The 23,782-nt window shown below is 74.1% G+C and carries 24 protein-coding genes; 11 read left to right on the plus strand and 13 right to left on the minus strand.

The genetic code is table 11. From position 1 onward, the window contains the following. Positions 1-1,488, plus strand: a complete 1,488-nt coding sequence (locus AC5L34_RS13935) for a phytoene desaturase family protein (RefSeq protein WP_441174861.1) — start codon at positions 1-3, stop codon at positions 1,486-1,488. A 66-nt stretch (positions 1,489-1,554) separates the two neighbouring features. Here AC5L34_RS13935 and AC5L34_RS13940 read toward each other — a convergent pair whose 3' ends face one another. Beyond that, positions 1,555-2,244: a CDP-alcohol phosphatidyltransferase family protein gene (locus tag AC5L34_RS13940; RefSeq protein WP_441174862.1), complete on the minus strand. Its 690-nt coding sequence runs from the start codon at positions 2,242-2,244 to the stop codon at positions 1,555-1,557. Between the two features lie 43 nt (positions 2,245-2,287). Next, positions 2,288-3,205: a methylenetetrahydrofolate reductase [NAD(P)H] gene (gene metF / locus AC5L34_RS13945; protein WP_363904987.1), complete on the minus strand. Its 918-nt coding sequence runs from the start codon at positions 3,203-3,205 to the stop codon at positions 2,288-2,290. A gap of 271 nt (positions 3,206-3,476) precedes the next feature. On the opposite strand from metF, the gene AC5L34_RS13950 reads away from it, so the two are divergent. Continuing rightward, on the plus strand, positions 3,477-4,892 hold the full coding sequence (locus AC5L34_RS13950; protein ID WP_494825201.1) for an NsdA family TPR-like regulatory protein: 1,416 nt from the start codon (positions 3,477-3,479) through the stop codon (positions 4,890-4,892). Between the two features lie 9 nt (positions 4,893-4,901). After that, entirely contained in the window at positions 4,902-5,984 is a 1,083-nt protein-coding gene (locus AC5L34_RS13955) for a polyprenyl synthetase family protein (protein WP_441174864.1), read from the plus strand. A gap of 67 nt (positions 5,985-6,051) precedes the next feature. Here the strand turns inward: AC5L34_RS13955 and AC5L34_RS13960 are convergent, their stop codons facing one another. Next, entirely contained in the window at positions 6,052-6,447 is a 396-nt protein-coding gene (locus AC5L34_RS13960; RefSeq protein WP_441174865.1) for an Rv2175c family DNA-binding protein, read from the minus strand. A 164-nt stretch (positions 6,448-6,611) separates the two neighbouring features. Here AC5L34_RS13960 and pknB point away from each other — a divergent pair, with 164 nt between their 5' ends. Together pknB and AC5L34_RS13970 are read left to right on the plus strand one after the other, a co-directional pair. Beyond that, complete coding sequence (gene pknB, locus AC5L34_RS13965) at positions 6,612-8,597, plus strand: Stk1 family PASTA domain-containing Ser/Thr kinase (protein WP_494825203.1); 1,986 nt, start codon at positions 6,612-6,614, stop codon at positions 8,595-8,597. Positions 8,598-8,599: 2 nt separating this feature from the next. Further along, entirely contained in the window at positions 8,600-9,463 is an 864-nt protein-coding gene (locus AC5L34_RS13970; protein ID WP_494825205.1) for a deoxyribonuclease IV, read from the plus strand. A 19-nt stretch (positions 9,464-9,482) separates the two neighbouring features. On the opposite strand, the gene AC5L34_RS13975 is transcribed toward AC5L34_RS13970, so the two are convergent. The 4 genes from AC5L34_RS13975 to AC5L34_RS13990 all read right to left on the minus strand — a co-directional run bounded on the left by AC5L34_RS13975 (position 9,483) and on the right by AC5L34_RS13990 (position 14,348). After that, positions 9,483-10,520: a threonine aldolase family protein gene (locus AC5L34_RS13975; RefSeq protein WP_441174868.1), complete on the minus strand. Its 1,038-nt coding sequence runs from the start codon at positions 10,518-10,520 to the stop codon at positions 9,483-9,485. A 44-nt stretch (positions 10,521-10,564) separates the two neighbouring features. Continuing rightward, complete coding sequence (locus AC5L34_RS13980) at positions 10,565-11,971, minus strand: class II 3-deoxy-7-phosphoheptulonate synthase (RefSeq protein ID WP_436673577.1); 1,407 nt, start codon at positions 11,969-11,971, stop codon at positions 10,565-10,567. A 72-nt stretch (positions 11,972-12,043) separates the two neighbouring features. Next, complete coding sequence (locus AC5L34_RS13985) at positions 12,044-12,541, minus strand: hypothetical protein (protein WP_494825207.1); 498 nt, start codon at positions 12,539-12,541, stop codon at positions 12,044-12,046. 181 nt (positions 12,542-12,722) lie between these two features. Next, positions 12,723-14,348: a glycosyl hydrolase family 18 protein gene (locus AC5L34_RS13990; protein WP_494825209.1), complete on the minus strand. Its 1,626-nt coding sequence runs from the start codon at positions 14,346-14,348 to the stop codon at positions 12,723-12,725. 200 nt (positions 14,349-14,548) lie between these two features. Here AC5L34_RS13990 and AC5L34_RS13995 point away from each other — a divergent pair, with 200 nt between their 5' ends. The 4 genes from AC5L34_RS13995 (at position 14,549) to AC5L34_RS14010 (ending at position 17,361) form a co-directional block, all read left to right on the plus strand. Beyond that, positions 14,549-15,043 (plus strand): glutathione peroxidase, encoded by a 495-nt coding sequence (locus AC5L34_RS13995; protein WP_494825211.1) that lies wholly within the window; start codon positions 14,549-14,551, stop codon positions 15,041-15,043. Between the two features lie 114 nt (positions 15,044-15,157). Beyond that, positions 15,158-15,595: a hypothetical protein gene (locus tag AC5L34_RS14000; RefSeq protein WP_441174872.1), complete on the plus strand. Its 438-nt coding sequence runs from the start codon at positions 15,158-15,160 to the stop codon at positions 15,593-15,595. Beyond that, positions 15,592-16,266, plus strand: coding sequence for an NADPH-dependent F420 reductase (locus AC5L34_RS14005; RefSeq protein WP_494825213.1), 675 nt, complete (start codon positions 15,592-15,594; stop codon positions 16,264-16,266). Before AC5L34_RS14000 ends, AC5L34_RS14005 begins: the two co-directional genes overlap by 4 nt. Positions 16,267-16,413: 147 nt before the next feature. Then, a complete protein-coding gene (locus AC5L34_RS14010; protein ID WP_494825215.1) occupies positions 16,414-17,361 on the plus strand; it encodes a threonine ammonia-lyase in 948 nt (315 codons plus the stop codon). 14 nt (positions 17,362-17,375) lie between these two features. On the opposite strand, the gene AC5L34_RS14015 is transcribed toward AC5L34_RS14010, so the two are convergent. After that, positions 17,376-17,726, minus strand: a complete 351-nt coding sequence (locus tag AC5L34_RS14015) for a DUF2203 domain-containing protein (RefSeq protein ID WP_494825216.1) — start codon at positions 17,724-17,726, stop codon at positions 17,376-17,378. A 157-nt stretch (positions 17,727-17,883) separates the two neighbouring features. Between AC5L34_RS14015 and AC5L34_RS14020 the strand changes: the two genes are divergently transcribed. Then, on the plus strand, positions 17,884-19,179 hold the full coding sequence (locus AC5L34_RS14020; protein WP_441174875.1) for an exo-beta-N-acetylmuramidase NamZ family protein: 1,296 nt from the start codon (positions 17,884-17,886) through the stop codon (positions 19,177-19,179). Between the two features lie 108 nt (positions 19,180-19,287). On the opposite strand, the gene proC is transcribed toward AC5L34_RS14020, so the two are convergent. From proC to AC5L34_RS14040, 4 genes are all read right to left on the minus strand, one after another. Continuing rightward, positions 19,288-20,106 (minus strand): pyrroline-5-carboxylate reductase, encoded by an 819-nt coding sequence (gene proC / locus AC5L34_RS14025; RefSeq protein WP_441174876.1) that lies wholly within the window; start codon positions 20,104-20,106, stop codon positions 19,288-19,290. Positions 20,107-20,178: 72 nt separating this feature from the next. Continuing rightward, positions 20,179-21,207, minus strand: a complete 1,029-nt coding sequence (locus AC5L34_RS14030; RefSeq protein ID WP_121400914.1) for a 6-phosphofructokinase — start codon at positions 21,205-21,207, stop codon at positions 20,179-20,181. Between the two features lie 177 nt (positions 21,208-21,384). Continuing rightward, positions 21,385-21,888 (minus strand): pyridoxamine 5'-phosphate oxidase family protein, encoded by a 504-nt coding sequence (locus AC5L34_RS14035; protein ID WP_494825219.1) that lies wholly within the window; start codon positions 21,886-21,888, stop codon positions 21,385-21,387. 60 nt (positions 21,889-21,948) lie between these two features. Continuing rightward, a complete protein-coding gene (locus AC5L34_RS14040; protein ID WP_358087559.1) occupies positions 21,949-22,446 on the minus strand; it encodes a polyadenylate-specific 3'-exoribonuclease AS in 498 nt (165 codons plus the stop codon). Between the two features lie 307 nt (positions 22,447-22,753). On the opposite strand from AC5L34_RS14040, the gene AC5L34_RS14045 reads away from it, so the two are divergent. Continuing rightward, positions 22,754-23,446 carry a Crp/Fnr family transcriptional regulator gene (locus tag AC5L34_RS14045; RefSeq protein WP_088999194.1) on the plus strand — a complete coding sequence of 231 codons (693 nt, stop codon included), beginning with the start codon at positions 22,754-22,756 and terminating at the stop codon, positions 23,444-23,446. Between the two features lie 53 nt (positions 23,447-23,499). Here the strand turns inward: AC5L34_RS14045 and AC5L34_RS14050 are convergent, their stop codons facing one another. After that, entirely contained in the window at positions 23,500-23,709 is a 210-nt protein-coding gene (locus tag AC5L34_RS14050) for a hypothetical protein (RefSeq protein WP_088999193.1), read from the minus strand. Between the last annotated feature and the right edge of the window lie 73 nt (positions 23,710-23,782).

Here is a 23,782-nt window from a genome sequence, read left to right on the forward strand (position 1 = left end):
ATGGCGCGGATCGTGGTCGTCGGCGCCGGCGTGGGAGGGTTGGCCACCGCCGCCCGGCTGGCCGCCACCGGACACCAGGTCACCGTGCTCGAACGCGCGGAGACCGTCGGCGGCAAGCTCGGCCGGTACGTCCACGACACCCCGGCGGGCCCGTTCCACTTCGACACCGGGCCGAGCCTGCTCACCCTGCCCGACGTCTTCCACGACCTGTTCGAGGCGACCGGCGCGAAGCTCGACGAGTACCTGGACCTGAAGCCGGTGGACCCGATCGTGCGGCACGTCTTCCCCGGCCGCGGCCCCGCCCTCGACTCGTGCGCCGACCCGGCCGAGTTCGTGGCCCGCATCGGCGCGGCGTTCGGCGACCGGGCCGCCGCGGACTGGCAGCGGCTGTGGCGCCGGGCGGCGCGGGTGTGGCAGGCGTCGCACCGCGACATCCTGCGTCGCCCGATCGACTCCCCGCTGGACCTGGCCGCGCTGGCCTGGCGGCTGGGCGACCTGGCCGCCATCGGGCCGGGCCGCACGCTGCGCGGGCTGGGTCGACGGCACCTGTCCGACCCCCGGCTGCGGATGCTGCTGGACCGCTACGCCACCTACACGGGCGCCGACCCGCGCCGGGCGCCGGCCGCGCTGGTCGCCGTCCCCTACGCCGAGCTGACCTTCGGCGGCTGGTACCTGCGCGGCGGGCTGGGCACGCTCGCCGACGCGCTGCTGACCCGCTGCCTGGACCTCGGCGTGGTCGTACGGACCGGCGCCACGGTCACCCGCATCGACGCCGCGGGCGGCCGGGTGCACGGCGTACGCCTGCGCGGGGTCGCCGCCCCGGTCCCCGCCGACGTGGTGGTGGCCAACGTCGACGCGCTCACCCTCTACCGGGACCTGCTGCCCAGCCCGCGTCGGCTGACCGGGCTGACCGACCGCAGCCTGGCCGGCTTCGTGCTGCTGCTCGGCGTGACCGGGGACTCCGGGCTCGCCCACCACAACGTGTTCTTCCCCCGCGACTACGACGCCGAGTTCGACGCCGTGTTCGGCCGCCCGGGGCGCGGCGTGCGGGCCCGACCGGCGGCCGATCCCACCGTCTTCGTCACCGTGGCCGACGACCCGGTGGTCCGGCCGGCCGGCCACGAGGCCTGGTTCGTGCTGGTCAACGCCCCCCGGCACGGCACCGCCGCCGGGGCCGTCGACTGGCGCCGGCCCGGCCTCGCCGAGGCGTACGCCGACCGGGTCCTCGACGTGCTGGCCGAGCGCGGCGTCGACGTGCGGGACCGGCTGGCGTTCCGGGAGGTCCGCACCCCGGCCGACCTGGACGACGCGACCGGCGCGCCCGGCGGGTCGATCTACGGCACCGCCGGCGGCCTGCTGCGCCCCGCCAACCGGGGCCCGGCGCACGGGCTGTGGCTGGTCGGCGGCTCCAGCCACCCGGGCGGCGGCCTGCCGATGGTGACGCTCTCCGCCCAGATCGTCGCCGACGAGATCGGCCCCGCCTGGTAGCTACGCGCCGCGTCGACGCCGACGGCCTCCCCACCGCCCCGGACGGATCGGCGCGGGCCGGTGCGGTCAGCCGGCGTCGATCAGGGCGCGGCGGACGGCGGAGAGCAGCTGACCGAGACCGAAGCCGGCCAGCAGCACCCAGACGGCGGTCGCCATGGTGATCGTGCCGGCGGCCAGGTCCGGCTCGATCAGCCCGGTCAGCCCGGCCAGCAGCAGCCCGACCAGGGCCACCGAGACCCGCGTGGGGCGCTCCCCCACGGTCACCGCGCCGAGCTCCCGCATCCCGGCGGCGACCGCCCGGGAGCGGACGTACTCGTGCAACCAGGAGAGCGCGCCGGCGGTCACGACGAGCGCCCCCGGCGCGCCGATCAGCCAGAACGCGGCCAGCCAGGCGACCTCACCGAGCCGGTCGGCCAGCGAGTCGTAGACGTAGCCGAGCCGGGAGGTGCGGTTCGTGGCCACCGCCACCGCCCCGTCGACGCTGTCCGCCACGGCGGCGAGCAGCACGAACAGCGACGCGAGGAAGGGACCGTCCTGCGGCCGTACGGCGAACAGCGGGACGCAGGCGCAGAGCAGCACGCCCACCACGGTGACCGGGGTGGGACCGACCCGCAGCCGGCCCAGCACGAATCCCACGTGGTAGGCGAACCGCAGCCAGGCGCGGACGACCGGGGCCGCCGCCCGGGGGTCGAAGCCCCCGTGCAGCCGTGCCCAGGCCGTGGCGTACTCGTCCCAGTTCAGCTGTGTGCCCACCACGGAACAACCGTCGCACCGTCGCTCAGGTGTCGCGGCAGCGGGGTCACACCCGCGCGCCCACCTGGAGGTTCTGCCAGACCTCGCGGGTGGCGGTGGAGCGGTTGAGGGTGATGAAGTGGATTCCGGGCACGCCCTCGTCGAGCAGCCGCCGGCACATCTCGCTGGCCTGCTCGACACCGAGGCGGCGGACCGCCTCCGGGTCGTCGGCGACCTTCGCGAACCGCTCGGCCAGGGCCGGCGGGAACGGCGCCCCGGAGAGCTGCACCGAGCGCTCGATGGTGCCGATCTGGGTCACCGGCATCACGCCGGCCAGGATCGGGGTGTCGCAGCCGGCGGCGGCGACCCGGTCGCGCAGCCGCAGGTAGTCGTCGGCGTCGAAGAACATCTGCGTGATCGCGAAGTCGGCGCCGGCCCGGCACTTGCGCACGAAGTGCTCCGTGTCGCTGGCCACGTCGGGCGAGCGCGGGTGCTTGTAGGGAAACGCCGCCACCCCGACGCTGAAGTCGCCGGCGTCGCGCACCAGGCGGACCAGGTCCTCGGCGTGCAGCACGCCCTCGGGGTGGCACACCCAGTCGCCGCCCGGGTCGCCCGGCGGGTCTCCCCGCACGGCGAGCACGTTGCGCACGCCGACCCCGGCGAGCCGACCGATGACGTGGCGCAGCTCGGCCACGGAGTGGTTGACCGCGGTCAGGTGGGCCATCGGCAGCAGGGTGGTCTCGGTGGCGATCCGCTCGGTGACGGCCACGGTGGTGTCGCGGGTCGACCCGCCCGCGCCGTAGGTGATCGAGACGAACGACGGGCGCAGCGACTCCAGCTCGCGGATCGCCTGCCACAGCAGCCGCTCGCCCTGCTCGGTCTTGGGCGGGAAGAACTCGAAGGAGAAGGTCGGCTGCCGGTCACGGATCAGCTCCCCGATCGCCGGCTGCGGATTGGGGAGGACCGATGGAAGACCGAGCGCCACGTCACGACTCTAGCGGGCCGGGCCCCGCGTACCGACACCTTCCCACACTGGTGGACACCGGGCCGGGCTCGGCCGGGCGCGGGGATCGGCGGCGTACGGGCGGCGGGGCCGGAAAGCGTCGTACCCACGGAGTAGTCATGTGACTGCGCGGGGTGGGACCGGCCGGAGCCGGGCCCCGGGGGCACGCGCGGGGGTCAGCATCCACCGGTGGCGCACCGGTTCCGTTCCGGGACCTGCGCCGCCGCCGCGCCGACACCCGCCCGGAGGACCGATGACGTCGCCCCCGCCGCCCGGCCCGCAGTTGCTCGGGCCCCTGCTCGCCCAGCTCCGGCTGGCCCGGGGGTGGAGCCAGCTGCGGGTCGCGGCCGAGCTCTGCGCCGCCTCCGGTGTGCCGACCCTCAGCCGGCACGAGGTCTCCCGGTGGGAGCGGCAGCAGCGCGTCCCCGGCGAGTTCTGGCTGGGTTGGCTCGCCGTCGTCCTCGCGGTGCCGGTGGACCTGCTGACCGCCGCAACGGCCCGCACCCGCCGCCTCGCTCCCCCACCGGCCTTCGGCGGGTCCCGGCCCCGGGCGGCGCTGCTGGCCCTGGCCCAGCGCTGGCTGGCCGATCCACGCGCCGCGCTGCTGCCCGGCCCGCCCGCGCGGTCGGCCGGCGCGGGCGACGACGCCGGCCGCCCGGCCGGGCGGGGGCTGCCGGATTCCGGGGCGGCGGCCGGCGGGCGGGTAGGGCCGGTGCGGCTGGCGGAGCTGCGCCGGCTCGACGACCTCGTCGGCGGCGCCGACCTGGCCGGGTTCGGGGCACACCGGTTGGCGCGCGCGGTGCGGGCGCTGTCCGGGTGCGGCCCCGCCGCGCGCCCTCGGCTGCTGCTCGAACTGGCCGAGTCCGCCCAGCTCGCCGGCTGGCTCGCCGCCGACGCCGGGGACGCCGCCGGCGCGCTGCACGCCTACCGGCTGGCGTTGCGCGCCGCCGCGACGGCCGGCGACCCGGCCCTCGCCGGGCACGTGCTCGGCTCGGCCAGCCACCTGCTCAGCGGCGTCGGCGACCCGGAGGGCGCGCTGGTGCTGGCCAGCACCGCGTACGCCGGGGCGCGCCGGTCGGCCGGCCCCGGACTGCGGGCCCTGCTGCTGCACCGGGTGGCCCTGGCCACGGCGCTGGGCGGCCGGGCGGGAGCGGCCCGGCAGGCGCTCGACGCGGCCCGGCGGATGACCGACGCGCCGGAGGCGGGCCGGGAGCCGCCGTGGCTCTACTGGCTCGACGGGACGGAGCTGGCCGCGATGGCCGGGCGCACGCTGGTCGCGCTGGGCCGCCCGCGCGCGGCCGAGGCGCCGCTGCACGCCGTCCGGCGGCGCGGCCCGCGCACCTCGGCGATCTACGGCGCCTGGCTGGCCCGGGGCTACCTGCAACTCGGCGAGGTGGAGCGGGCCTGCGCGGTGGCCGGCGAGGCGCTGCTCGACGCGGTCCGCGCCGGGTCGCCCCGCGCGCTGGGCCAGCTGGCCGACGTGCGCCGGCGGCTGGCCGGGCACGGCGACGAGCCGGCCGTACGGCGGTACCGGGCGCTCGCCGCGTCGGCGGCCCCGTACCTGCCGCGTCCGGGGCCGCCACCCGGGCCGGCCGGCGGGCGGGCTCCGGCGGGACGTACGGCGCGTCGGCCCCCCGGTGGCGCGACGGGCTCCACGCCGACCGGATAGCGTCGGGGCGTGACCCACGCTGCTCCTGTCTCCCCCGTCGACCGCGCCGGGCTGCGTCAACGGATCGACAAGGCCCTGACCGAGTTCCTCGCCAGCCAGCGCGCCTGGATGGCCGGGGTCGACGACGCCCTGGCTCCGCTCGCCGAGACGATCGAGGCGTTCGTCCTCGGCGGGGGCAAGCGGCTGCGGCCGGCGTTCGCCTACTGGGGGTTCCGGGGAGCCGGCGGGGTGGACACCGACCAGGTGGTCACCGCCCTGGCCTCGTTGGAGTTCGTGCAGGCCAGCGCGTTGATCCACGACGACCTCATGGACCGCTCCGACACCCGGCGCGGTGAGCCGGCCGTGCACCGGCGGTTCGCCGCCCGGCACCGGACGGCCGGCTGGGGCGGCGACGCGGACGGCTTCGGCGACGCCGCGGCGATCCTGCTGGGCGACCTGGCCCTGGTCTGGTCGGACGAGCTGCTGCACTCCGCCGGGCTGGACCCGCGCACGGTGGCCCGGGCCCGGCCGGTCTTCGACGCCATGCGCACCGAGGTCACCGTCGGGCAGTACCTCGACGTGCTGACCCAGGTCACCGGGGACACGTCGGTGGAGCGGGCCGGCAAGGTGGCCCGCTACAAGTCGGCGAAGTACACCGTCGAACGGCCGCTGCTGGTCGGTGCGGCGCTGGCCGACGCGACGGCGGAGGTCCGGGCGGCGTACTCCGCGTACGGGCTGCCGCTGGGCGAGGCGTTCCAGCTCCGCGACGACGTGCTGGGGGTGTTCGGCGACCCCGCCCAGACCGGCAAGCCGGCCGGCGACGACCTGCGCGAGGGCAAGCGGACGTACCTGGTGGCGGCAGCCCTGGAGACGACCGACGGGGCGGGTCGGGACGTGCTGCTCGGCGGGCTCGGCGATCCGGGGCTGGACGCGGCCGGGATCGCCCGGCTGCGCGAGCTGATCGACGGCAGTGGGGCGCTGGCGCGTACGGAGCAGCGGATCGGCGTGCTGACCGACACCGCGCTGGCCGCGCTGGCCGCCGTCGACCTGGACACCGAGGCGCGGCAGGCCCTGGTCGACCTGGCCATCGCCGCCACCCGCCGCGCCGACTGACCGGCCCCCCGCGCGTCCTCGTCCCCACCCCCGCGCGGGAACGGGCGGGGGCGGGGACGAGGACGGGTCAGAAGCCCAGGGCCTGGGCCCGGCGCTTCACCTCGCGGGCCTGGTCGCCGGCGAGCGCCTTCGCGGGGGTGGCACCGGGCAGGGTGTCGTCCGGCTCGTAGAGCCAGCGCAGCGCGGCCTCGTCGTCGTAGCCCGCGTCGGCCAGCAGGTTGAGCACGCCGGGCAGGTGCTTGAGCACCGTCTTGTTGGCCACCAGGTCGGCCGGCATCCGGCGGACGCCGTCGCGGCGTACCGCGATCAGCTCCCGGTCGCGGATCATCTGGTGGACCTTGCTGATCGACACGTCGAGGCGCTCGGCCACGTCCGGCAGGGTCAGCCAGTCGGCGGCGTCGGTGGGGCCGGCGGCGGATTCGGGGCCGGGCACGGCCCGGTCGGCGGGTACTGAGTCGGTCACCGGACCACCCTGCCACGTCCCGTCCGGCCGGGGCGAACGGCACCCCGACGAGCCGGCTGAGCAGGGCGGCTAGGGGAAGCGAGCGCGGCGAGCCAGTCGTGGTCGCACCCCATCTGTAGCATCCTGTTCAACCTTCACCTCCTGGACACATAGACTCCCTGCCGATGGACACACAGGTCGCCGACACGTTGCTGGGCTCGCTGATCGACGGGCGCTACCGCATCCGCGGTCGCGTGGCCCGTGGCGGCATGGCGACCGTGTACACCGCCACCGACGAGCGCCTCGAGCGCACCGTGGCGGTCAAGATCATTCACCCGTCCCAGGCCCCGGACGCGCAATCCCGGGCAGCGGGCTTCGTGGAGCGGTTCACCGACGAGGCGAAGACCATCGCCCGGCTGACCCACCCCAACGTCGTCGCGGTCTACGACCAGGGCACCCACTCCGGCCTGCCCTACCTCGTGATGGAGTACGTCCGCGGTCGCACCCTGCGCGACGTGCTCGCCGAGCGACGCCGGCTCAACCCCGACGAGGCGCTGGCCATCGCCGAGCAGATGCTCGCCGCGATCGCCGCCGCGCACCGGGCGGGGCTGGTGCACCGCGACGTGAAGCCGGAGAACGTGCTGGTCGCCGAGGCTCCCACCGGCGGCGCGGCCAACCTGATCGACAGCGTGGTCAAGGTCGCCGACTTCGGGCTGGCCCGGGCGGTCGAGGCGAGCGCCGAGGAGGACGGCAACCAGCTGATGGCCACGGTCGCGTACGTGGCCCCGGAGCTGGTCACCGACGGGCACGCCGACCCCCGCACCGACGTCTACTCGGCCGGCATCGTGCTGTTCGAGATGCTCACGGGCCGGGTGCCCTACGACGGGGACCGCCCGGTCGACGTCGCCTGGCAGCACGTCGACAAGGACGTCCCGGCGCCGTCGACCCTGGTGCCCGGCCTGCCCAAGGCGCTCGACGAACTGGTCGCCCGGGCGACCCGGCGTGATCCGGGCGCCCGGCCGACGGACGCCGGCGCGCTGCTGGCCGAGGTGCAGGCGGTCCGCGACGACCTGGGCGACGCGAACACGCGTACCGCCGTGCTGCGCCGGGTGTCCGACGAGCCGGTGGCCGGGCCGACCATGATGGTCGCGGCGGTCCGGCCGGCCGAACGACCCGCCTGGGCCCGGCTGCCCGAGGGCGGCGGCCCCCGGACGGGCCGTCGCCGGGCCGAGCCCGAGGAGGGCGAGAGCCTGTGGTCGCGGCTGTCCACGCTGCGCACCCGGGTCATGGGCGACCCGCGCGGCCGCACGGCGGTCATCGCCGCGGCGGTGGTGCTGCTCCTGGTGGCCGCCGTCGGCGGCTGGTGGTTCGCGGCCGGGCGCTACACGGAGGCGCCGCAGCTGCTGGCGATGACCAAGGCCGAGGCGGAGGCGCAGGCCGCCCGCGCCGGGATCGTCCTGAGCTACGCCGAACCGCGCCACGACGAGAAGGTCCCGAAGGACGCCGTCCTGGCGCAGGACCCGGTCTCGGCCACCCGGATCGTCAAGGGCGGCACCGTCACGCTGACCCTCTCGCTGGGCCCGGAGCGGTTCCCGGTGCCCGACGTGGTGGGCAAGGAGTTCGAGCTCGCCGAGGCCGACCTGCTCGACGCCAAGCTCGTGGTGGCGAAGGGCACCGCCCGCTACGACGACAACCTGCCCACGGGCGTGGTGATCGACACCAACCCGAAGGTCGGCACCGAGGTGAAGCCGGGCGACAAGGTCACCGTCATCCTGAGCAAGGGCAGGGCTCCGATCTCGGTGCCCAACCTGGTCGGCAAGAGCCTGGGCGAGGCGCGCACGATCCTCGCCCAGCTGGGCCTGGAGCTGGTGGAGCCGCCCACCTACAAGGACTCCGACAAGCCCCGCGACGAGATCCTCGGGCAGAGCCCGGCGGACGGCACCGGGGTGGAGCGGGGAGCCAAGGTCAAGCTGGAGCTGAGCAAGGGCCCGCCGCTGGTCGCCGTGCCCCGGGTCATCGATCTGCCCTGCCAGCAGGCCAAGCAGCTGCTGGAGAGCCAGGGCTTCCCGGTGGCGATCCAGTTCAACCCGAACGGCATCACCCGGTTCCAGAACCCGCCGGAGAACACGCAGGTGCCGCCGGGCACCCCGGTCACCCTCGGGTGCATGTAGCGATGCCGGCACACCACCGGCTGGTCGGCTCGCACACGCCCACCTCGGGGGGTCTGGCGAAGGCCGCCCTGCCGTACGTCGACGCGACCGGCTCGCAGGTCGTGCAGGTCTACGTGTCGAACTCGCGCGGCTGGGCGCTGCCGGCCGGCGACCCGACCCAGGACGTCGCGTTCCGCGACGGCTGCGGCGAGCGGGGCGTACCCGTCTTCATCCACGCGTCGCTGCTGGTCAACCTCGGCTCCCCCACCGCCAACACGGTCGAGCGGTCGGCCGAGACGCTCGCCCACGCGCTGCGCCGGGGCCGGGCGATCGGCGCCGGGGGCGTGGTCTTCCACGCCGGCAGCGCGGTCGACGAGGGCTACGCCGAGGCCGCGATGCGGCAGGTGCGCGAAACCCTGCTGCCGCTGCTCGACGAGGCGGCGGCAGCGGACGGCCCGCGGCTGCTGGTCGAGCCGAGCGCGGGCGGCGGCCGCTCACTCGCCTCCCGGGTGGAGCAGCTCGGGCCCTACCTCGACGCGGTGGAGCGGCACCCCTGGCTCGGGGTCTGCTTCGACACCTGCCACGCCTGGGCCGCCGGGCACGACCTGGCCGCCGCCGGCGGCATGACCGCGACGCTGGACACGCTCGTGGCGACGGTCGGGGCCGACCGCCTGCGGCTGGTGCACGCCAACGATTCGAAGGACCTGTGCGGCTCGACCCGGGACCGGCACGAGAACATCGGCAAGGGCACCATCGGCGAGCCGGCGTTCGCCGAGCTGATGGCGCACCCGGCCACCGCCGGCGTCCCGATCGTGGTCGAGACGCCGACGGAGAAGCACGTCGGCCACGCCGCGGACATCGCCACCCTGAAGCGCCTGCACCCCTGACGCGGGGCCGGCAAGGCGGTCAGCCCCGCAGGACGCGGGTGAGGACCTCGACGGCGCGGTCGATGCCGGCGTCGTCGACGCCCAGGTGGGTGACCAGGCGGGCCGTGCGGGGGCCGAGCACCGAGACCAGGACGCCCTCGGCGCGCGCGGCGGCGGCCAGGGCGTGCGCGTCCATCGGCGCCTTGGTCAGGTCCAGCGGCACCAGGTTGGTCCGCACGGTCGTGGCCAGCACCCCGAACGGGGCGATCGCCTCGGCCAGCCTCGCCGCCTTCGCGTGGTCGTCGGCGAGCCGTTCGACGTGGTGGGCGAGGGCGTACCGGCCGGCGGCGGCCAGGATGCCCGCCTGCCGCATCCCGCCGCCCATCCGCTTGCGGAGGAACCGGGCCCGCTCGATCTTGTCGGCGCTGCCGACGACCAGCGAGCCGACGGGCGCGCCGAGCCCCTTGGAGAGGCAGACCGACAGCGTGTCGAAGAGGGCGCCGTAGTCGGCCAGCGGCACGCCGTCGGCGACGTGCGCGTGCCAGATCCGGGCGCCGTCGCAGTGCAGCGCCACCTGCGCGTCGTCGGCGATCCGGCGCAGCTCGCGCAGGGTGGCCAGCGGGATCACCCCGCCGCCGCCCCGGTTGTGGGTCTGCTCGACGGCGATCGCCCGGGTGGGCACCGCCCAGTAGCCGTCCGGGCGGATCATCGCGGCGACCGCGTCCGGGTCGACGTCCGCGCCGACCGCCGGCCAGGTCCGCGAGGAGATGCCGCCGTACGCCGCGGCGGCCCCGATCTCGTACGTCACCACGTGCGCGTCGGCGTCGCAGAGTAGCTCGTTGCCCGGCGGCACCACCAGTTGCAGGGCGATCTGGTTGGCCATCGACCCGCTCGGGGCGAACAGCGCCGCCTCGTGCCCGAACAGCGCGGCGACCTCCGCCTCCAGCGCGTTGACGGTGGGGTCCTCGCCGTAGACGTCGTCGCCGACGTCGGCCCCCGCCATCGCCTCCCGCATCCCCGGCGTCGGCCGGGTGACGGTGTCCGAACGAAGATCGACAAACGCGTCAGCCACAGTCATCCTTCCGGCTGCCGGCTGCAGGGCCCGCAAGCTCACTCCTCGCGTCAGCCACGGAGCATCTCCGCCACGAGGAACGCCAGCTCCAGCGACTGCTGGGTGTTCAGTCGCGGGTCGCAGGCGGTCTCGTACCGGCCGGGCAGGTCGAGGTCCTCGATGCCCTGGGCGCCGCCGAGGCACTCGGTGACGTCCTCACCGGTCAGCTCGACGTGCAGGCCGCCGGGGTGGGTCTCCAGGCCCCGGTGCACCTCGAAGTAGCCGAGCACCTCGTCGACGATGCGGTCGAAGTGCCGGGTCTTGTAGCCGTTGGACGACTCGTGCGTGTTGCCGTGCATCGGGTCGCACTGCCAGACCACCTTGGCGCCGGCGGCGGTCACCTTCGCCACGATCGGCGGCAGGGCGTCGCGGACCCGGTGGTTGCCCATCCGGCTGATCAGGGTGAGCCGGCCGGGGACGTTCTCCGGGTTGAGCTTCTCGCAGAGCTCGATCGCCTCGTCCGGGGTCGTCGTCGGGCCGAGCTTCACGCCGATCGGGTTGGCGATGCGGGAGATGAAGTCGATGTGCGCCCCGTCGATCTGCCGGGTGCGCTCGCCGATCCAGAGGAAGTGCCCGGACAGCCCGTACGCCCGGCTGTCGGAGACCCGGGTCAGCGCCCGGTCGTACTCCAGGGCGAGGGCCTCGTGGGAGCAGTAGAGGGTGACGGTGCGCAGCGCCTCGTCGTCGGTCATCCCACAGGCCCGGATGAAGGCCAGCGCCCGGTCGATCTCGCGGGCGATCGCCTCGTAGCGCTCGCCGGCCGGGGAGTTCTTGACGAAGCCCTTGTTCCAGTCGTGCACCGCGTGCAGGTCGGCCAGCCCGCCGGCCAGGTACGCGCGGAGCATGTTCATCGCGGCGGCCGAGTTCGCGTACGCCCGGATCATGCGCTGCGGGTCGGCGGCCCGGGCCTCCGGCGTCGCCTCCAGCGAGTTGATCATGTCACCGCGGTAGGCGGGCAGGCCGCGCGCGTCGGTCGGCAGCGACCGGGGCTTGGTGTACTGCCCGGCGACCCGCGCCACCTTGACCACCGGCAGCGAGGCGCCGTAGGTGAGCACGATCGCCATCTGGAGCAGGGTGCGGGCGTTGGCCAGCAGGTGGCTCTCGGTGTTGTCGACGAAGGTCTCCGCGCAGTCACCGCCCTGGAGCAGGAACGCCTTGCCCTCGCACACCAGCGCCAGCCGCTGCCGCAGCTGGTCGACCTCGTAGGGCGCCACCACCGAGGGCACGGTGTCGAGCACCTTGCAGACCTCGGCGACGCCGGCCGGGTCCGGCCAGGGCGGGGTCTGCGCGCGCGGCAGCTCCCGCCAGCGGTCGAGGCCGAGGGCCGCGTCCTCGGCGGAGTCGACGGTCGGACGGCTGGTCTGCAGCCCAGGGCTGCCCACCGCGGGATGGCTCAGCTGATGCCACTCATGGCGCATGACAGAAAGCGTACGGCGACCGGGCACGCGACCTGTCGGCGAGGGGGATGGTTCCGGCAGGTGAGAGCCGACTCACCCGGACACGGACGAGGCGGGGGCGGCCGGGGAGGCGGTGTTGCCGCCCGGCGCCTCGGCGGCGATGCACCAGTCGGCGCCGTCGCGGGTGACCGTGAACAGCAGCGGCCGGGTGATCGTGCGGGAGCCGGCGGCAACCGAGACCGACGTGCTCACCTCCTGGCCCCGGGGGCCCGAGCGGATGTCGGTGATCTCGGCCTGCGGCACGGTGAAGTGGTCGGCGAAGTCGCCGTTGGGGCCGGTCGCGGCGGCGTCGAAGCTCTCCTGGAGGGCCGCGCAGAGCTGGCTGCGCCCGGCCGCCACGTCCTTGGCGGTCATCGCGTCGAGGTATGCCTGCACCCGCTCCCGCGACTTCGCGGTGGCCTCCTCGGCCGGGGCGCGACCGGGCTTGGTCGCCGGATCCTCCTCCTCGCCGATGCCGCAGCCGAGCAGTGCGAGGGGCAGGATCCCGAGCAGTACGACGCCCGCCGCCAGCCTTCCGCGCCTCGCGCGCATCGCCACCTCCGTCGCCGTGGGCATCGAGCCCGTTGCGCGGCGAGTCTGTCACATCGACACACGTGCCCCGACGCCGCCGCGCCAGGAACCGGGCGATCCGGGCACCGACCGCACACGGCGGGCGGGGAGGGACCGGTGCGTGGTCCCTCCCCGCCGTGTGGGTGGTGCGTCGGCCCTCGGCTCAGCCGAGACCGCCCTTGATGGCGCCGATCAGCTCGCCGTTGCCGGTGTCACCGGAGAGCTCCCAGAAGAACGCGCCACCGAGGCCCTGGTTCTTCGCGTACGTCATCTTGCCGTTGATCGTGGCGGGGGTGTCGTAGCTCCACCAGTTGCTGCCGCACTTGGCGTACGCCGTGCCGGCGATGGTCCCGGTGGCCGGGCAGGTGTTCTTGAGGACCTTGTAGTCCTCGATGCCCTGCTCGTAGGTGCCCGGCGCCGGGCCGGTGGCGGTGCCACCCGGCGCGGTCTGGGTCACCCCGGTCCAGCCCCGGCCGTAGAAGCCGATGCCGAGCAGCAGCTTGTCCGACGGGACGCCCTTGCTCTTGAGCTTCTGGATCGCCGCGTCCGACCAGAAGCCCTGCTGCGGGATGCCGGCGTACGAGGTGAGCGGGGAGTGCGGGGCGGTGGGGCCCTGCGCGTTGAAGGCGCCGAAGTAGTCGTACGTCATCGGCATGATCCAGTTGAGGTGCGTCGCGGCGCCGGCGTAGTCGGTGGCGTCGATCTTGCCGCCGTTGCTGCCGTCGGCCGTGATCGCGGCGGTGACCAGCGCGGAGGAGCCGAACTTCGAGCGCAGCGCGCTGACGACGTTCTTGAAGGCGTTCGGGCCGCTGCTGTCACAGGTGAGCCCGCAGGCGTTCGGGTACTCCCAGTCGACGTCGATGCCGTCGAAGACGTCCGCCCAGCGCGGGTCCTCGACCAGGTTGTGGCAGCTCTCGGCGAATGCGGCCGGGTTCTGCGCGGCCTGGGTGAAGCCGCCGGACCAGGTCCAGCCGCCGAAGGACCAGATCACCTTCAGGTTCGGGTACATCTTCTTGAGCTTGCGCAGCTGGTTGAAGCTGCCGCGCAGCGGCTGGTCCCAGGTGTCGGCGACGCCGTCGACGCTGTCCGCAGCGGTGTAGGCCTTCTCGTAGTCGGCGTAGCTGTCACCGATGGTGCAGCGGCCGCCGGTGGTGTTGCCGAAGGCGTACAGGATGTGGGTCAGCTTGGCGGCCGAGCCGCTGGTGTGGATGTTCTTCACGTGGTAGTTGCGGGCGTAGACGCCCCACTGCGCGAAGTAGCCGACGACCTTCTTGCCGCCCGGGCCCGGCGGCGGGGTGGTGGGCGGAGGCGTGGTCGGCGGCGCGGTGGTGGGCGGCGCCGTGGTCGGCGGGGTGGTGGTCGGCGGCGCCGTGGTGGGGGGCGGGGTGCCGCCGCCGCACGGCGCGCCGTTGATCGTGCAGTTCAGCGGCGCCTTGTACGCGCCGGTGCCGTTGTAACCCCAGCTGAACGAGGCGCCCGCCGCGATCGGGCCGGCCCAGCTCTTCTTCACCGCGACGTAGTGGTCGCCGGTACGCGTGACGTCGGCGTCCCAGGAACTGCTGATGCTGGTGCCCGACGGCAGGTCGAACTCGATGCGCCAGGTGCTCACCGGGGCGCTCGTCCCGTTGGTGACGGTCACCCGCGTCTCGTGACCGGTCCCCCAGTCCTGCGCCTTGGCGAAACCGGCGGTCACGCTGCCGGCGCCGAACGCACTGGCCATCGGGACCGTGGCGGCGGTCACCGCCATCACGGCGCCGACCCAGAGGGCCCGGCGGAGCGATCTCTTCATGCGGCGTCTCCCTAAACAGTTAGGAAACTTTCCAGATTGATGGTGAGACGCTACTCACGTCGTCATCGCTTCGTCAAGATGTGCATCTATCGATTTCCACTGGGAGCGCGACCAGCCCTCCCGACCGGCCCCGACCGGCGACTGGCGGTAGCCGGGCGGTGGCCCGGCGCCCATCCGGGGCGACGCGTAGCCTCGGGCCCATGACCGTCTTCGACATCCCGATCGACGCTCTGACCGGCGGCCCGGCCGACCTCGCGCAGTACCGCGGGCGCGCGCTGCTGGTGGTCAACGTCGCCTCCCGCTGCGGCCTCACCCCGCAGTACGCCGGCCTCCAGGCGCTGCACGACGAGTACGCCGACCGCGGCCTGGTGGTGCTCGGCGTGCCCTGCAACCAGTTCGCCGGCCAGGAGCCGGGCAGCGCCGCCGAGATCAGCGACTTCTGCCAGGTCAACTACGGGGTGAGCTTCCCGCTGACGGAGAAGGTCGACGTCAACGGCGCCGACCGCCACCCGCTCTACGCGGACCTGATGGGCACGGCCGACGCCGACGGCCACAGCGGCGACGTGCGGTGGAACTTCGAGAAGTTCCTCGTCGCCCCGGACGGCACGGTGGCGGCCCGCTTCGCGCCCACCGTCGAGCCCGGCGCGGCCGAGCTGCGCGCCGCGATCGAGAAGGCGCTGCCCGCGGCGACCTGAGAGCCAGCCCGCCTCGACCGGCTGGCCAGGGCGCCCGCGTCGCCACCGTGCCGCCGGGTGTCGGCCGGACTACGATCGGCGACACCTGGGACGGTCCGGGCGGAGGGGGGCGGGATGTTCTTCGCGGTGCAGGAGTCGCCCGCCGCACCGGGCCGGATCCCGCCCGAGCATCACGTCAGCATCCAGGGCCCGCTCGACGCCGGGCGGGTGGTGTTCGACGCCGCCGTGCCCGACGACGTGCTGCGCGACCACGGCCGGCTGCGGCACCTCCCGCCGGCTCCCGAGCACCTCGACGGCCCGGGGCGGCACCGCTTCGCGCTGGAGCATCTGCTCGCCCGGGTCGACGGGGCGACGCCCTACATCCGGGTGCCACCCGAGGACCTGCCGCCGTTCGTCTGGCCGCTCTTCGCGGCGGCCAGACCTGTGGTGTTCGTCTGGACCGATCCCGCGACCGGCGACCGCGTCGAGCGGGTGGTGGTGGCGGTCCGGCGCATTGTCGACCATCCAGGTGGGGAATACCGTCACCGCGAGCGGAGTTGGGAACCGGCATGACAACTGTGGGACTGATCGGCAGTGGACACATCGGCGGCACGGTGGCGCGGCTGGCGGTGGCCGCCGGCTACGACGTGGTGCTGAGCAACTCGCGCGGCCCGGAGACCCTCAAGGACCTCGTCGAGGAGCTGGGCCCCCGCGCGCGGGCGGCCACGGCCCGGGAAGCGGCGGAGGCCGGCGACCTGGTGGTCGTCACCATTCCGCTGAAGGCGTACCGGGACGTGCCCGTCGAGCCGCTCGCCGGCAAGCTCGTGCTGGACACCAACAACTACTACCCGCAGCGGGACGGACAGATCTCCGAGCTCGACTCGGGCTCCACCACCAGCAGCGAACTGCTCCAGCGGCACCTGCCGCAGTCGCGGGTGGTCAAGGTGTTCAACAACATCTTCTTCAAGCACCTGCACACGCTGGCCCGGCCGACCGGCGCCGCCGACCGCAGCGCGCTGCCGATCGCCGGCGACGACGCGGGCGCGAAGGCGGAGGCCACGGCCTTCCTGGACCGGATCGGCTACGACGCCGTCGACGCCGGCACGCTCGCCGAGAGCTGGCGCTACCAGCCGGACACCCCGGCGTACGGGACCATCTACTCCCTCGACCCGGCGGACTGGGAGCGCGAGGCGCCGGCCGACGCCGCCAAGGTGCGCGCCGCGCTGACCGAAGCCACCCGCTGAAACCCGTCCCGTCGGCCACCGCCGTGGCACGGTCGCGCCGCGGCTGACCAGGTGCCGGGAACGCGGGCCCGCCGGGCCGCCCGGGCGCGGGTCCGGCCGGTCGCATCACGGACGGTGCGACCGGCCGGGCCGGGCTAGGCTGCGACCGTGCAGCTCACCACCGTGGACGACATCAGCACGGCCGAGCAGCGCATCGCGGGACGGGTCGTACGCACCCCGTTGCTGCCCTGCCCCCGCCTCGGCGACCCGCTGCGGCTCGACCTCGCCGTCAAGGCGGAGAATCTCCAGCACACCGGCAGCTTCAAGGTGCGGGGCGCGCTCAACGCGCTGCTCGCCCGCGTCGAACGGCAGGGGGCGCCCGCCGGGCTGACCGCCTTCTCCGCCGGCAACCACGCGGCGGCGGTGGCCTTCGCCGGCCGCGCCTTCGGTCTGCCGACGGTCGTCTGCATGCCGCCGCACGCGGTGCCGACCAAGGTCGAGACGGTCCGCCGGTACGGCGGCGAGGTCGTCTTCACCGACGACCTCGCGGGGACCTGCCAGGCGCTCGCGGCGGAGCGCGGCTACCACCTCCTGCACCCGTTCGACGACCCGGACGTCATCGCCGGTCAGGCCACCGTCGGCAGGGAGATCCTGGCCGACGGCCCGCCGCCGGAGCTGGTCCTCGTGCCGGTGGGCGGCGGCGGGCTGATCAGCGGGGTGGCGTCGGCCGTACGGGCGGCCGCCCCGGGCACGCGCGTCGTCGGCGTCGAGCCGGTCACCGCCAACGCCCTCGGCCACGCGCTGCGCACCGGGGGCGACGCCCTCGCGGCGCGTCCCGTGTCGATCGCCGACGGGCTGGCGGCTCCGTTCGCCGGGCGGCACACGCTGGCGCACGCCCGCGCGCTGGTGGACGAGGTGGTCGAGGTGTCCGAGGAGGACATCCGGGCCGCCTGGTGGGAGCTGCTGGACGCGACGAAGCTCCTGGTCGAACCGTCCGCCGCCGTCACGCTCGCCGCGTTGCGGGCCGGCCTGGTCGACGCCGGGCCGGGCACCCGTACCGTGCTGGTGCTCAGCGGCGGCAACGTCTCCCCGGCCACGCTCGCGTCCCTGGCCTGAGCACCGCCGCCGGGTCAGACCGGGCGACGGCCGGCGAAGCCGCACTCCATCCGGTGGTACCAGCGCACGTCGCTGTCCCCCTCCAGCCAGCACCAGAGCACCGGCCGGCCGTCGCGCTCGCCGGGAAAGTCGAGCAGCACCGGCGCGATGCCCTTGACCTGGATGTCGTGCGAGTGCAGCTCCTCGACGAGGGCGTGCAGCCGCGCCTCCAGGCCCTTGACCTCGGCGAGTCCGCCGAGCGGGCTGGCGCCCCGTTCGGCCAGGTCGACGCGCAGCTCGGCCAGGTCGGCCCGCAGCCGGATCAGCTCGTCGACGCGGGGGCGCAGGGTGGCGATCAGGTGGCGGGCCTGGGCGAGGGTGAACACGGGGCCAGTATGGGGCACCCGACGCTCCGGGCGTGCCCGGTCGGACACCAGCGCACGGCTCCGGACGGCACCCGGCCGGACCGGGTTTGTAGCTAACCTTCCTTGACGGGGCATCCACGTGTAGCTAAGTTTCGACCAAACCGACGGGAGGGGCGACATGGAGCGTAGGAAGTTCCTGGCCGGAGCGGGTGCGGTGACCGTGGGCGCGGTCGCGGCGACGGCCCCCGGCGCGGCCGGTCACGCCGCGCCCGGCATCCGCCACGTGGAGACCGGGCTCGACGTGCTCGTACGCTCCGACTTCGCCGACCTCGCCGGCCAGCGGGTGGGCGTGATCTCGAACCCCACCGGCGTGGACTCGGACTACCGGCACCTGGTCGACCTGATGCACGCCTCCGGCACGGTGCGGCTGGCCGCCGCGTTCGGCCCCGAGCACGGCTTCCGCGGCTCGGCGCAGGCTGGCGGCAGCGAGGGCACCGGCATCGACGCCCGCACCGGGATCACCGTCTACGACGCGTACGGGGCCTCGCTGGCCAAGTGGGAGTCCATGTTCACCCAGGCCGGCGTCGACACCGTCGTCTTCGACATCCAGGACGTCGGCGCCCGCTTCTACACGTACATCTGGACGATGTACACCTCGATGATGGCGGCGGCCCGGGTCGGCAAGCGCTACGTGGTGCTGGACCGGCCGAACCCGGTCGGCGGCCGGGCCTACGGGCCGATGATGACCGCCGGCTACACCTCCGGGGTGGGCCTGAAGGAGATTGTCCAGCAGCATGGCATGACCGTCGGCGAGCTGGCCCGGTTCTTCAACGCCGAGTTCCTGCCCGCCGAGGCCGGCCGCAAGGTCGACCTGCACGTCGTGGAGTGCCGGCACTGGAAGCGCGACAAGCTGGCCGCCGACACCGACCTGCCCTGGGTGCTGCCCAGCCCGAACATGCCCACCACGGACACCGCGCTGGTCTACCCGGGCACCGGTCTGTTCGAGGGCGTCGCGTCGCTCACCGAGGGCCGGGGCACCTGCAAGCCGTTCGAGCTGATCGGCGGGCTGGCCGACGACTTCGACTACCACTGGTCCGACCGGCTCAACGCCCGCGAGCTGCCCGGCGTCGAGTTCCGCGAGGCCTACTTCACGCCGACGTCCGCCGGGCAGAAGCCCGCGCTGCTCAACAAGCTCTGCGCGGGGGTCGAGGTCAAGGTCGTCGACCGGGCGGCGTACGACCCGATCCGCACGGCGGTCGCGATGCTGGTGGAGGCGCACAAGTACGAGGCGTTCGCGTGGCGGCGCGACTCGTGGGACGCCGTGCGGCCGTACTGGATCGACAAGCTGACCGGGTCACCTCGGCTGCGCACGATGATCGACGCGGGGGCCGACGTGGACGACGTGGTCGGCGCCTGGGCCGACGAGCTGGCGGACTTCAACCGTCGACGCGAGCCCCACCTGCTCTACCGGTGATCTCGGCGACCAAGGCGCCGACCCGGGCGAGAGGATCGGCCGGGTCGGCGTCGTGTTCAGTGGTGGGATCCGGCGCCACCGATCGCGTCCACGTACGGCGGGGAAGAGTCAGTCGGCCTGGGCCGCCAGTTCGCGGGCGCGGTCGCGGGCCGCTTCCAGCGCGGCGAGCAGCGCCGCGCGTACGCCGTGCTTCTCCAGCTCGCGCACGGCGGAGATGGTGGTGCCGGCCGGCGAGGTGACCGCCTCGCGCAGCTTCACCGGGTGCTCGCCGGAGTCGCGCAGCATCACCGCCGAGCCGATCGCGGTCTGCACGATCAGCTCGTGCGCGACCTGCCGGGGCAGGCCGAGCAGGATGCCGGCGTCGATCATCGCCTCGACGAGCAGGTAGAAGTACGCCGGCCCGGAGCCGGAGAGCGCGGTGACGGCGTCCTGCTGCGACTCGGGCACCCGGACGGTCGACCCGAGCGGCTTGAACATCTCCTCGGCCAACGCCAGGTGCGCCCCGGTGGCGTGCGCGCCGGCGGAGATCGCGGTCATCGCCTGGTCGACCAGGGCCGGGGTGTTGGTCATCACCCGCACCACGGGCGTGCCCTCGGGCAGCCGGCGGTTGAAGAAGCTGGTCGGCAGGCCGGCGCAGAGCGAGATGACCAGCTTGTCGGCGGGCACCTTCGGCCCGATCTCGTCCAGCAGGGTCGCCGCGTCCTGCGGCTTGACCGAGACGGCGAGCACCTCCGCCTCGTCCACCGCCGTCAGGTTGTCCACCACCCGGACCCCGTAGCGGGCGGTCAGCTCCTCGGCGCGGGCGGGCCGGCGGGCGGTGGCGAGCAGCCGGTCCACGGGCCAGCCCGAGCGCAGCAGCCCGGAGAGCATCAGCTCGCCGATCTTGCCGGCCCCGATGACCGCGACCGTGTGCACCGTACCCGCCATCGCCGTCGTACCCCCTCGCCGTGAGCCGGCGTCGCGACGGGCCGGGCGGCCCGTCGCGACGCCACGGATGGATCAGCTGCCGAAGAAGACCTCGGCCTCGGCGTACCGCTCCAGCGGCACGGTCTTCAGCTCGCGGGTGGCGTCGGCCAGCGGCACGCGGACGATGTCCGTGCTCTGCATGGCGACCATCTTGCCCCAGTCGCCCTCGTGGACGGCGTCGATCGCCTGGAGGCCGAGCCGGGTGGCGAGCACGCGGTCGAAGGCGCTCGGGGTGCCGCCGCGCTGGATGTGCCCGAGCACGACGGTGCGGGCCTCCTTGCCGGTCTTGGCCTCAAGCTGCTCGGCGAGCCACTGGCCGATGCCGCCGAGGCGGACGTGGCCGAACGCGTCGAGCTCCTGGTTGTGCAGGACCATCTGACCGTCCAGCGGCTGGGCGCCCTCGGCGACCACGACGATCGGGGCGTACTGGTGCTGGAAGCGCTTCTCGACGTAGCCGGCGACCTGCTCGACGTCGAACTGCCGCTCCGGCAGCAGGATCACGTTGGCGCCGCCGGCCAGGCCGGCGTGCAGGGCGATCCAGCCGGCGTGCCGGCCCATCACCTCGACGACCAGGGTGCGGTGGTGGCTCTCGGCGGTGGTGTGCAGCCGGTCGATCGCCTCCATCGCGATATTGACGGCGGTGTCGAAGCCGAAGGTGTAGTCGGTGGCGCCGAGGTCGTTGTCGATCGTCTTCGGCACGCCGATCACGTGCACCCCGAGCTCGTGCAGCTTGGTGGCCACGCCGAGGGTGTCCTCGCCGCCGATCGCGATGAGCGCGTCCACGCCCTGCGCGGCGAGGTTCTCCTTGATCCGCTCGACGCCGTTCTCGATCTTGAAGGGGTTGGTCCGGGACGAACCGAGGATGGTGCCGCCGCGCGGCAGGATGCCGCGGACCTCCGCGATGCCCAGGGGACGGGACAGGCCCTCCAACGGACCCTTCCAGCCGTCCCGGAAACCCACGAACTCGTGGCCGTAGCTGGCGACGCCCTTGCGGACCACCGCCCGGATGACCGCGTTGAGACCTGGGCAGTCGCCGCCGCCGGTGAGCACGCCGATACGCATGATCGCTCATCCTCCTGGAGCATCAGGTGAAGCCCGATTTGCCCCAGGATATGTGTCGGATCAGACCATCGGCGCCGTTGCCGGCCCGGGGCGGGCCGTCAGTGCGCACTGTAGTCGCCGCGGGCGTGCGCCGACACCGCGCCCCGGGCCGGTCCCACCGGCCGGTCGGCCTACCGGTCAGTAGCTGACCTCGTGGTTCTCCCCCGCCTTCGGCGGCTTGCCGGTCACCGCGGCCTTGGCGTACCCGAACAGGTTGACCATCGTGCTCGACGGGGAGTCCCAGTACTCAGCGGAGCTGGCGTGCACCCTGATCAGGGTGAGCCCGGGCGTCTCCAGCCCGTCCGGGAACCACGCCTTGAGCACCGGGCTCCACAGCTCCTCGGCCTTCGCCCGGTCGTAGCCCTCCCGGGCCGTGCCCGCGACCGAAACCCAGGCGTTGCGCCGGGAGTCGGAGAAGGAGACGTTGACCTCGGGGTTCACGCGGATCTGCCGGACCTTGGCGGAGTCGGCGTACGCGAAGAACCACAGGTCGCCGTCGAACTCCGCCTCCTGCAGTCCCATCGGGCGGCTCACCAGCCGGCCGTCCACGGCACTCGTGGTCAGCATGCAGATGCGGGCCTCGCGGATCAGTTCGGTGACCCGGCGCCGGGCCTCGTCGGCGCTTGTCGGTTCGTTGCTCATGGGGCTCTCCCTCACATCGGCTCGACGTCGCACCGGTGCCCGGGACAGAACCGACCAAACCTACGAACCGGTCATCGCCCGCCACCGGGCCAGGTTGTGCCGGGCGTCGACCAGGGCGTCGTGCCGCGCCGCGTCGGCGTCCGGCAGCGGCGGCCGGCCCCGGTCGTCCCAGAGCTGACGCAGGTCCTTGGTGAACCGGGGGATCTCCCGGGGCAGCGCCGGCATGGCGCCCCACAGCTGCGCGAGGACCACGTGGTCGTACGCGGCGTACCAGGCCCACAGCTCCAACTGCTCGCCCGGGCGGTCGCGGACCGGCTCGACGAGGAAGTCGTACAGCTCGTCGCGGATGCGCTCGCGCGAGCGCCAGGCGCGGTTGGCCGGGGAGGGCAGCTTGTCGAGCACGTTGCGGCGCACCCAGGGCACGGCCCGCGAGTCGTCGAACTCGGTCGAGACGGCGTAGAACTCGCGGCCGTACTCGTCGACGACGCCGATCGACACCAGGTCGACGAGCCGGCCGTCCTCGATGAACTCGCAGTCGTAGAAGTAGCGGTAGACCATCACCGGTCATCCTCGCCCACGCCCGTCACGCCCGGCCCACCGGGGCGGGCGGTGCCGCCGCTGCGCCCGGCCCACCGGGGCGGCCGGGACCGCCGCTCCGGCGGCGCCGACGCCTCCCGCCAGGCCGGTCGCCGCAGCTCGGGAGTGTCACGGAAGTGCTTCGAGGGGTGTACAGCAAGCGACCGGAGCGTCATGATCTGATGTGTACCGCTACCGGACGCCGAACCGGTGTCAGTTCACCTCGTCGAGGGCCTTCAGGTTCACCCGGTGAGCGAGTTGTGGTCCTTGACCGGGGAGGGGTTGGACCGTGGAGATGCGCCTACCGGAGCCGGGCGACGCGCTCACGGGTGTGGAGATGTTCGCCGGGCTGGAGCCGGAGGTCCGCCAGCGGGTGATCGCCGCGGCGGTTCCCCGCACGTACCGCAAGGGTCAGCTGCTCTTCGTCGAGAACGACCCCGGCGAGTCCCTCATCGTGCTGCGCCGGGGCGCGGTCGCGGTCTTCCGCACCGCGCCGACCGGCGAGCGCGCGGTGCTGTCGGTCATCCGTCCGCCGGACGTGCTGGGCGAGGTCTCCCTGCTCGACGCCTCCACCCGGTCCGCCTCGGCCGAGGCGATCGAGGACTGCCAGGCGCTCGCGCTGTCCCGGGGCGCCTTCATGGAGCTGGTGCACTCCAACCCGCGCATCCTCGACGCGGTAATGCGCTCGCTCGGTGGGCTGATCCGCCGGCTGACCGAGCAGAACGCCGACCACGTCTTCCTGGACCTGCCCGGCCGGGTGGCCAAGACCCTGGTGCGGCTCGCCGGCGAGAGCCAGGCCCCGATGATCACCATCGAGCTCAACCAGAGCCAGCTCGCCGAGATGGCCGGCGGCTCGCGGCAGAGCGTCAACCAGGCCATCGGGTCGTTCGCCAACCGGGGTTGGCTGCGCACGGAGGGCCGGCGCATCGTGGTCACCGACGTGGCGGCGCTGCGGCGCCGCGCCGGCATGAGCGAGCGCTGAGGCGTACGCGTAGAAGGGCCGGAGCAGTCGCTCCGGCCCTTTCGCGTGGGGTGTCAGGGAGTGTTGCTGCCCGGGCCGACCCAGTTGGTGCTGCCCGGCCCGACCCACTCCGTGCCGTCCTTGCCGCCGCCGGACTGCTCGCTGACGATGCCCTGCGCCTGGAGCGCGGCCAGCGTGGCGGCGTCCACGTCGACGGAGTCGCCGGCGAGGTGGCTCACCCCGTTGCCGTCGGTCCAGTCGCTCTGCAACATCACGTACACCATCGGGAATCCCCCTGTGGTCAATGGTCGACAATCAGCCGCCTGACTGTAACGGCAGGACCGGCCGGTGGACTGT

This window comes from Micromonospora sp. ZG13 (genome assembly GCF_059359355.1).

Coding starts and splice junctions, on each gene's coding strand:
- pknB (WP_494825203.1), top strand. CDS start 6,612: ATGGACACACAGGTCGCCGACACGTTGCTGGGCTCGCTGATCGACGGG.
- AC5L34_RS13950 (WP_494825201.1), top strand. CDS start 3,477: ATGACGTCGCCCCCGCCGCCCGGCCCGCAGTTGCTCGGGCCCCTGCTC.
- AC5L34_RS14005 (WP_494825213.1), top strand. CDS start 15,592: ATGACAACTGTGGGACTGATCGGCAGTGGACACATCGGCGGCACGGTG.
- AC5L34_RS14035 (WP_494825219.1), bottom strand. CDS start 21,888: ATGAGCAACGAACCGACAAGCGCCGACGAGGCCCGGCGCCGGGTCACC.
- AC5L34_RS13995 (WP_494825211.1), top strand. CDS start 14,549: ATGACCGTCTTCGACATCCCGATCGACGCTCTGACCGGCGGCCCGGCC.
- AC5L34_RS14020 (WP_441174875.1), top strand. CDS start 17,884: ATGGAGCGTAGGAAGTTCCTGGCCGGAGCGGGTGCGGTGACCGTGGGC.
- AC5L34_RS13935 (WP_441174861.1), top strand. CDS start 1: ATGGCGCGGATCGTGGTCGTCGGCGCCGGCGTGGGAGGGTTGGCCACC.
- AC5L34_RS13990 (WP_494825209.1), bottom strand. CDS start 14,348: ATGAAGAGATCGCTCCGCCGGGCCCTCTGGGTCGGCGCCGTGATGGCG.
- AC5L34_RS14040 (WP_358087559.1), bottom strand. CDS start 22,446: ATGGTCTACCGCTACTTCTACGACTGCGAGTTCATCGAGGACGGCCGG.
- AC5L34_RS14000 (WP_441174872.1), top strand. CDS start 15,158: ATGTTCTTCGCGGTGCAGGAGTCGCCCGCCGCACCGGGCCGGATCCCG.
- AC5L34_RS13980 (WP_436673577.1), bottom strand. CDS start 11,971: ATGCGCCATGAGTGGCATCAGCTGAGCCATCCCGCGGTGGGCAGCCCT.
- proC (WP_441174876.1), bottom strand. CDS start 20,106: ATGGCGGGTACGGTGCACACGGTCGCGGTCATCGGGGCCGGCAAGATC.
- AC5L34_RS13985 (WP_494825207.1), bottom strand. CDS start 12,541: ATGCGCGCGAGGCGCGGAAGGCTGGCGGCGGGCGTCGTACTGCTCGGG.
- AC5L34_RS13970 (WP_494825205.1), top strand. CDS start 8,600: ATGCCGGCACACCACCGGCTGGTCGGCTCGCACACGCCCACCTCGGGG.
- AC5L34_RS14030 (WP_121400914.1), bottom strand. CDS start 21,207: ATGCGTATCGGCGTGCTCACCGGCGGCGGCGACTGCCCAGGTCTCAAC.
- AC5L34_RS13975 (WP_441174868.1), bottom strand. CDS start 10,520: ATGACTGTGGCTGACGCGTTTGTCGATCTTCGTTCGGACACCGTCACC.
- AC5L34_RS14050 (WP_088999193.1), bottom strand. CDS start 23,709: ATGGTGTACGTGATGTTGCAGAGCGACTGGACCGACGGCAACGGGGTG.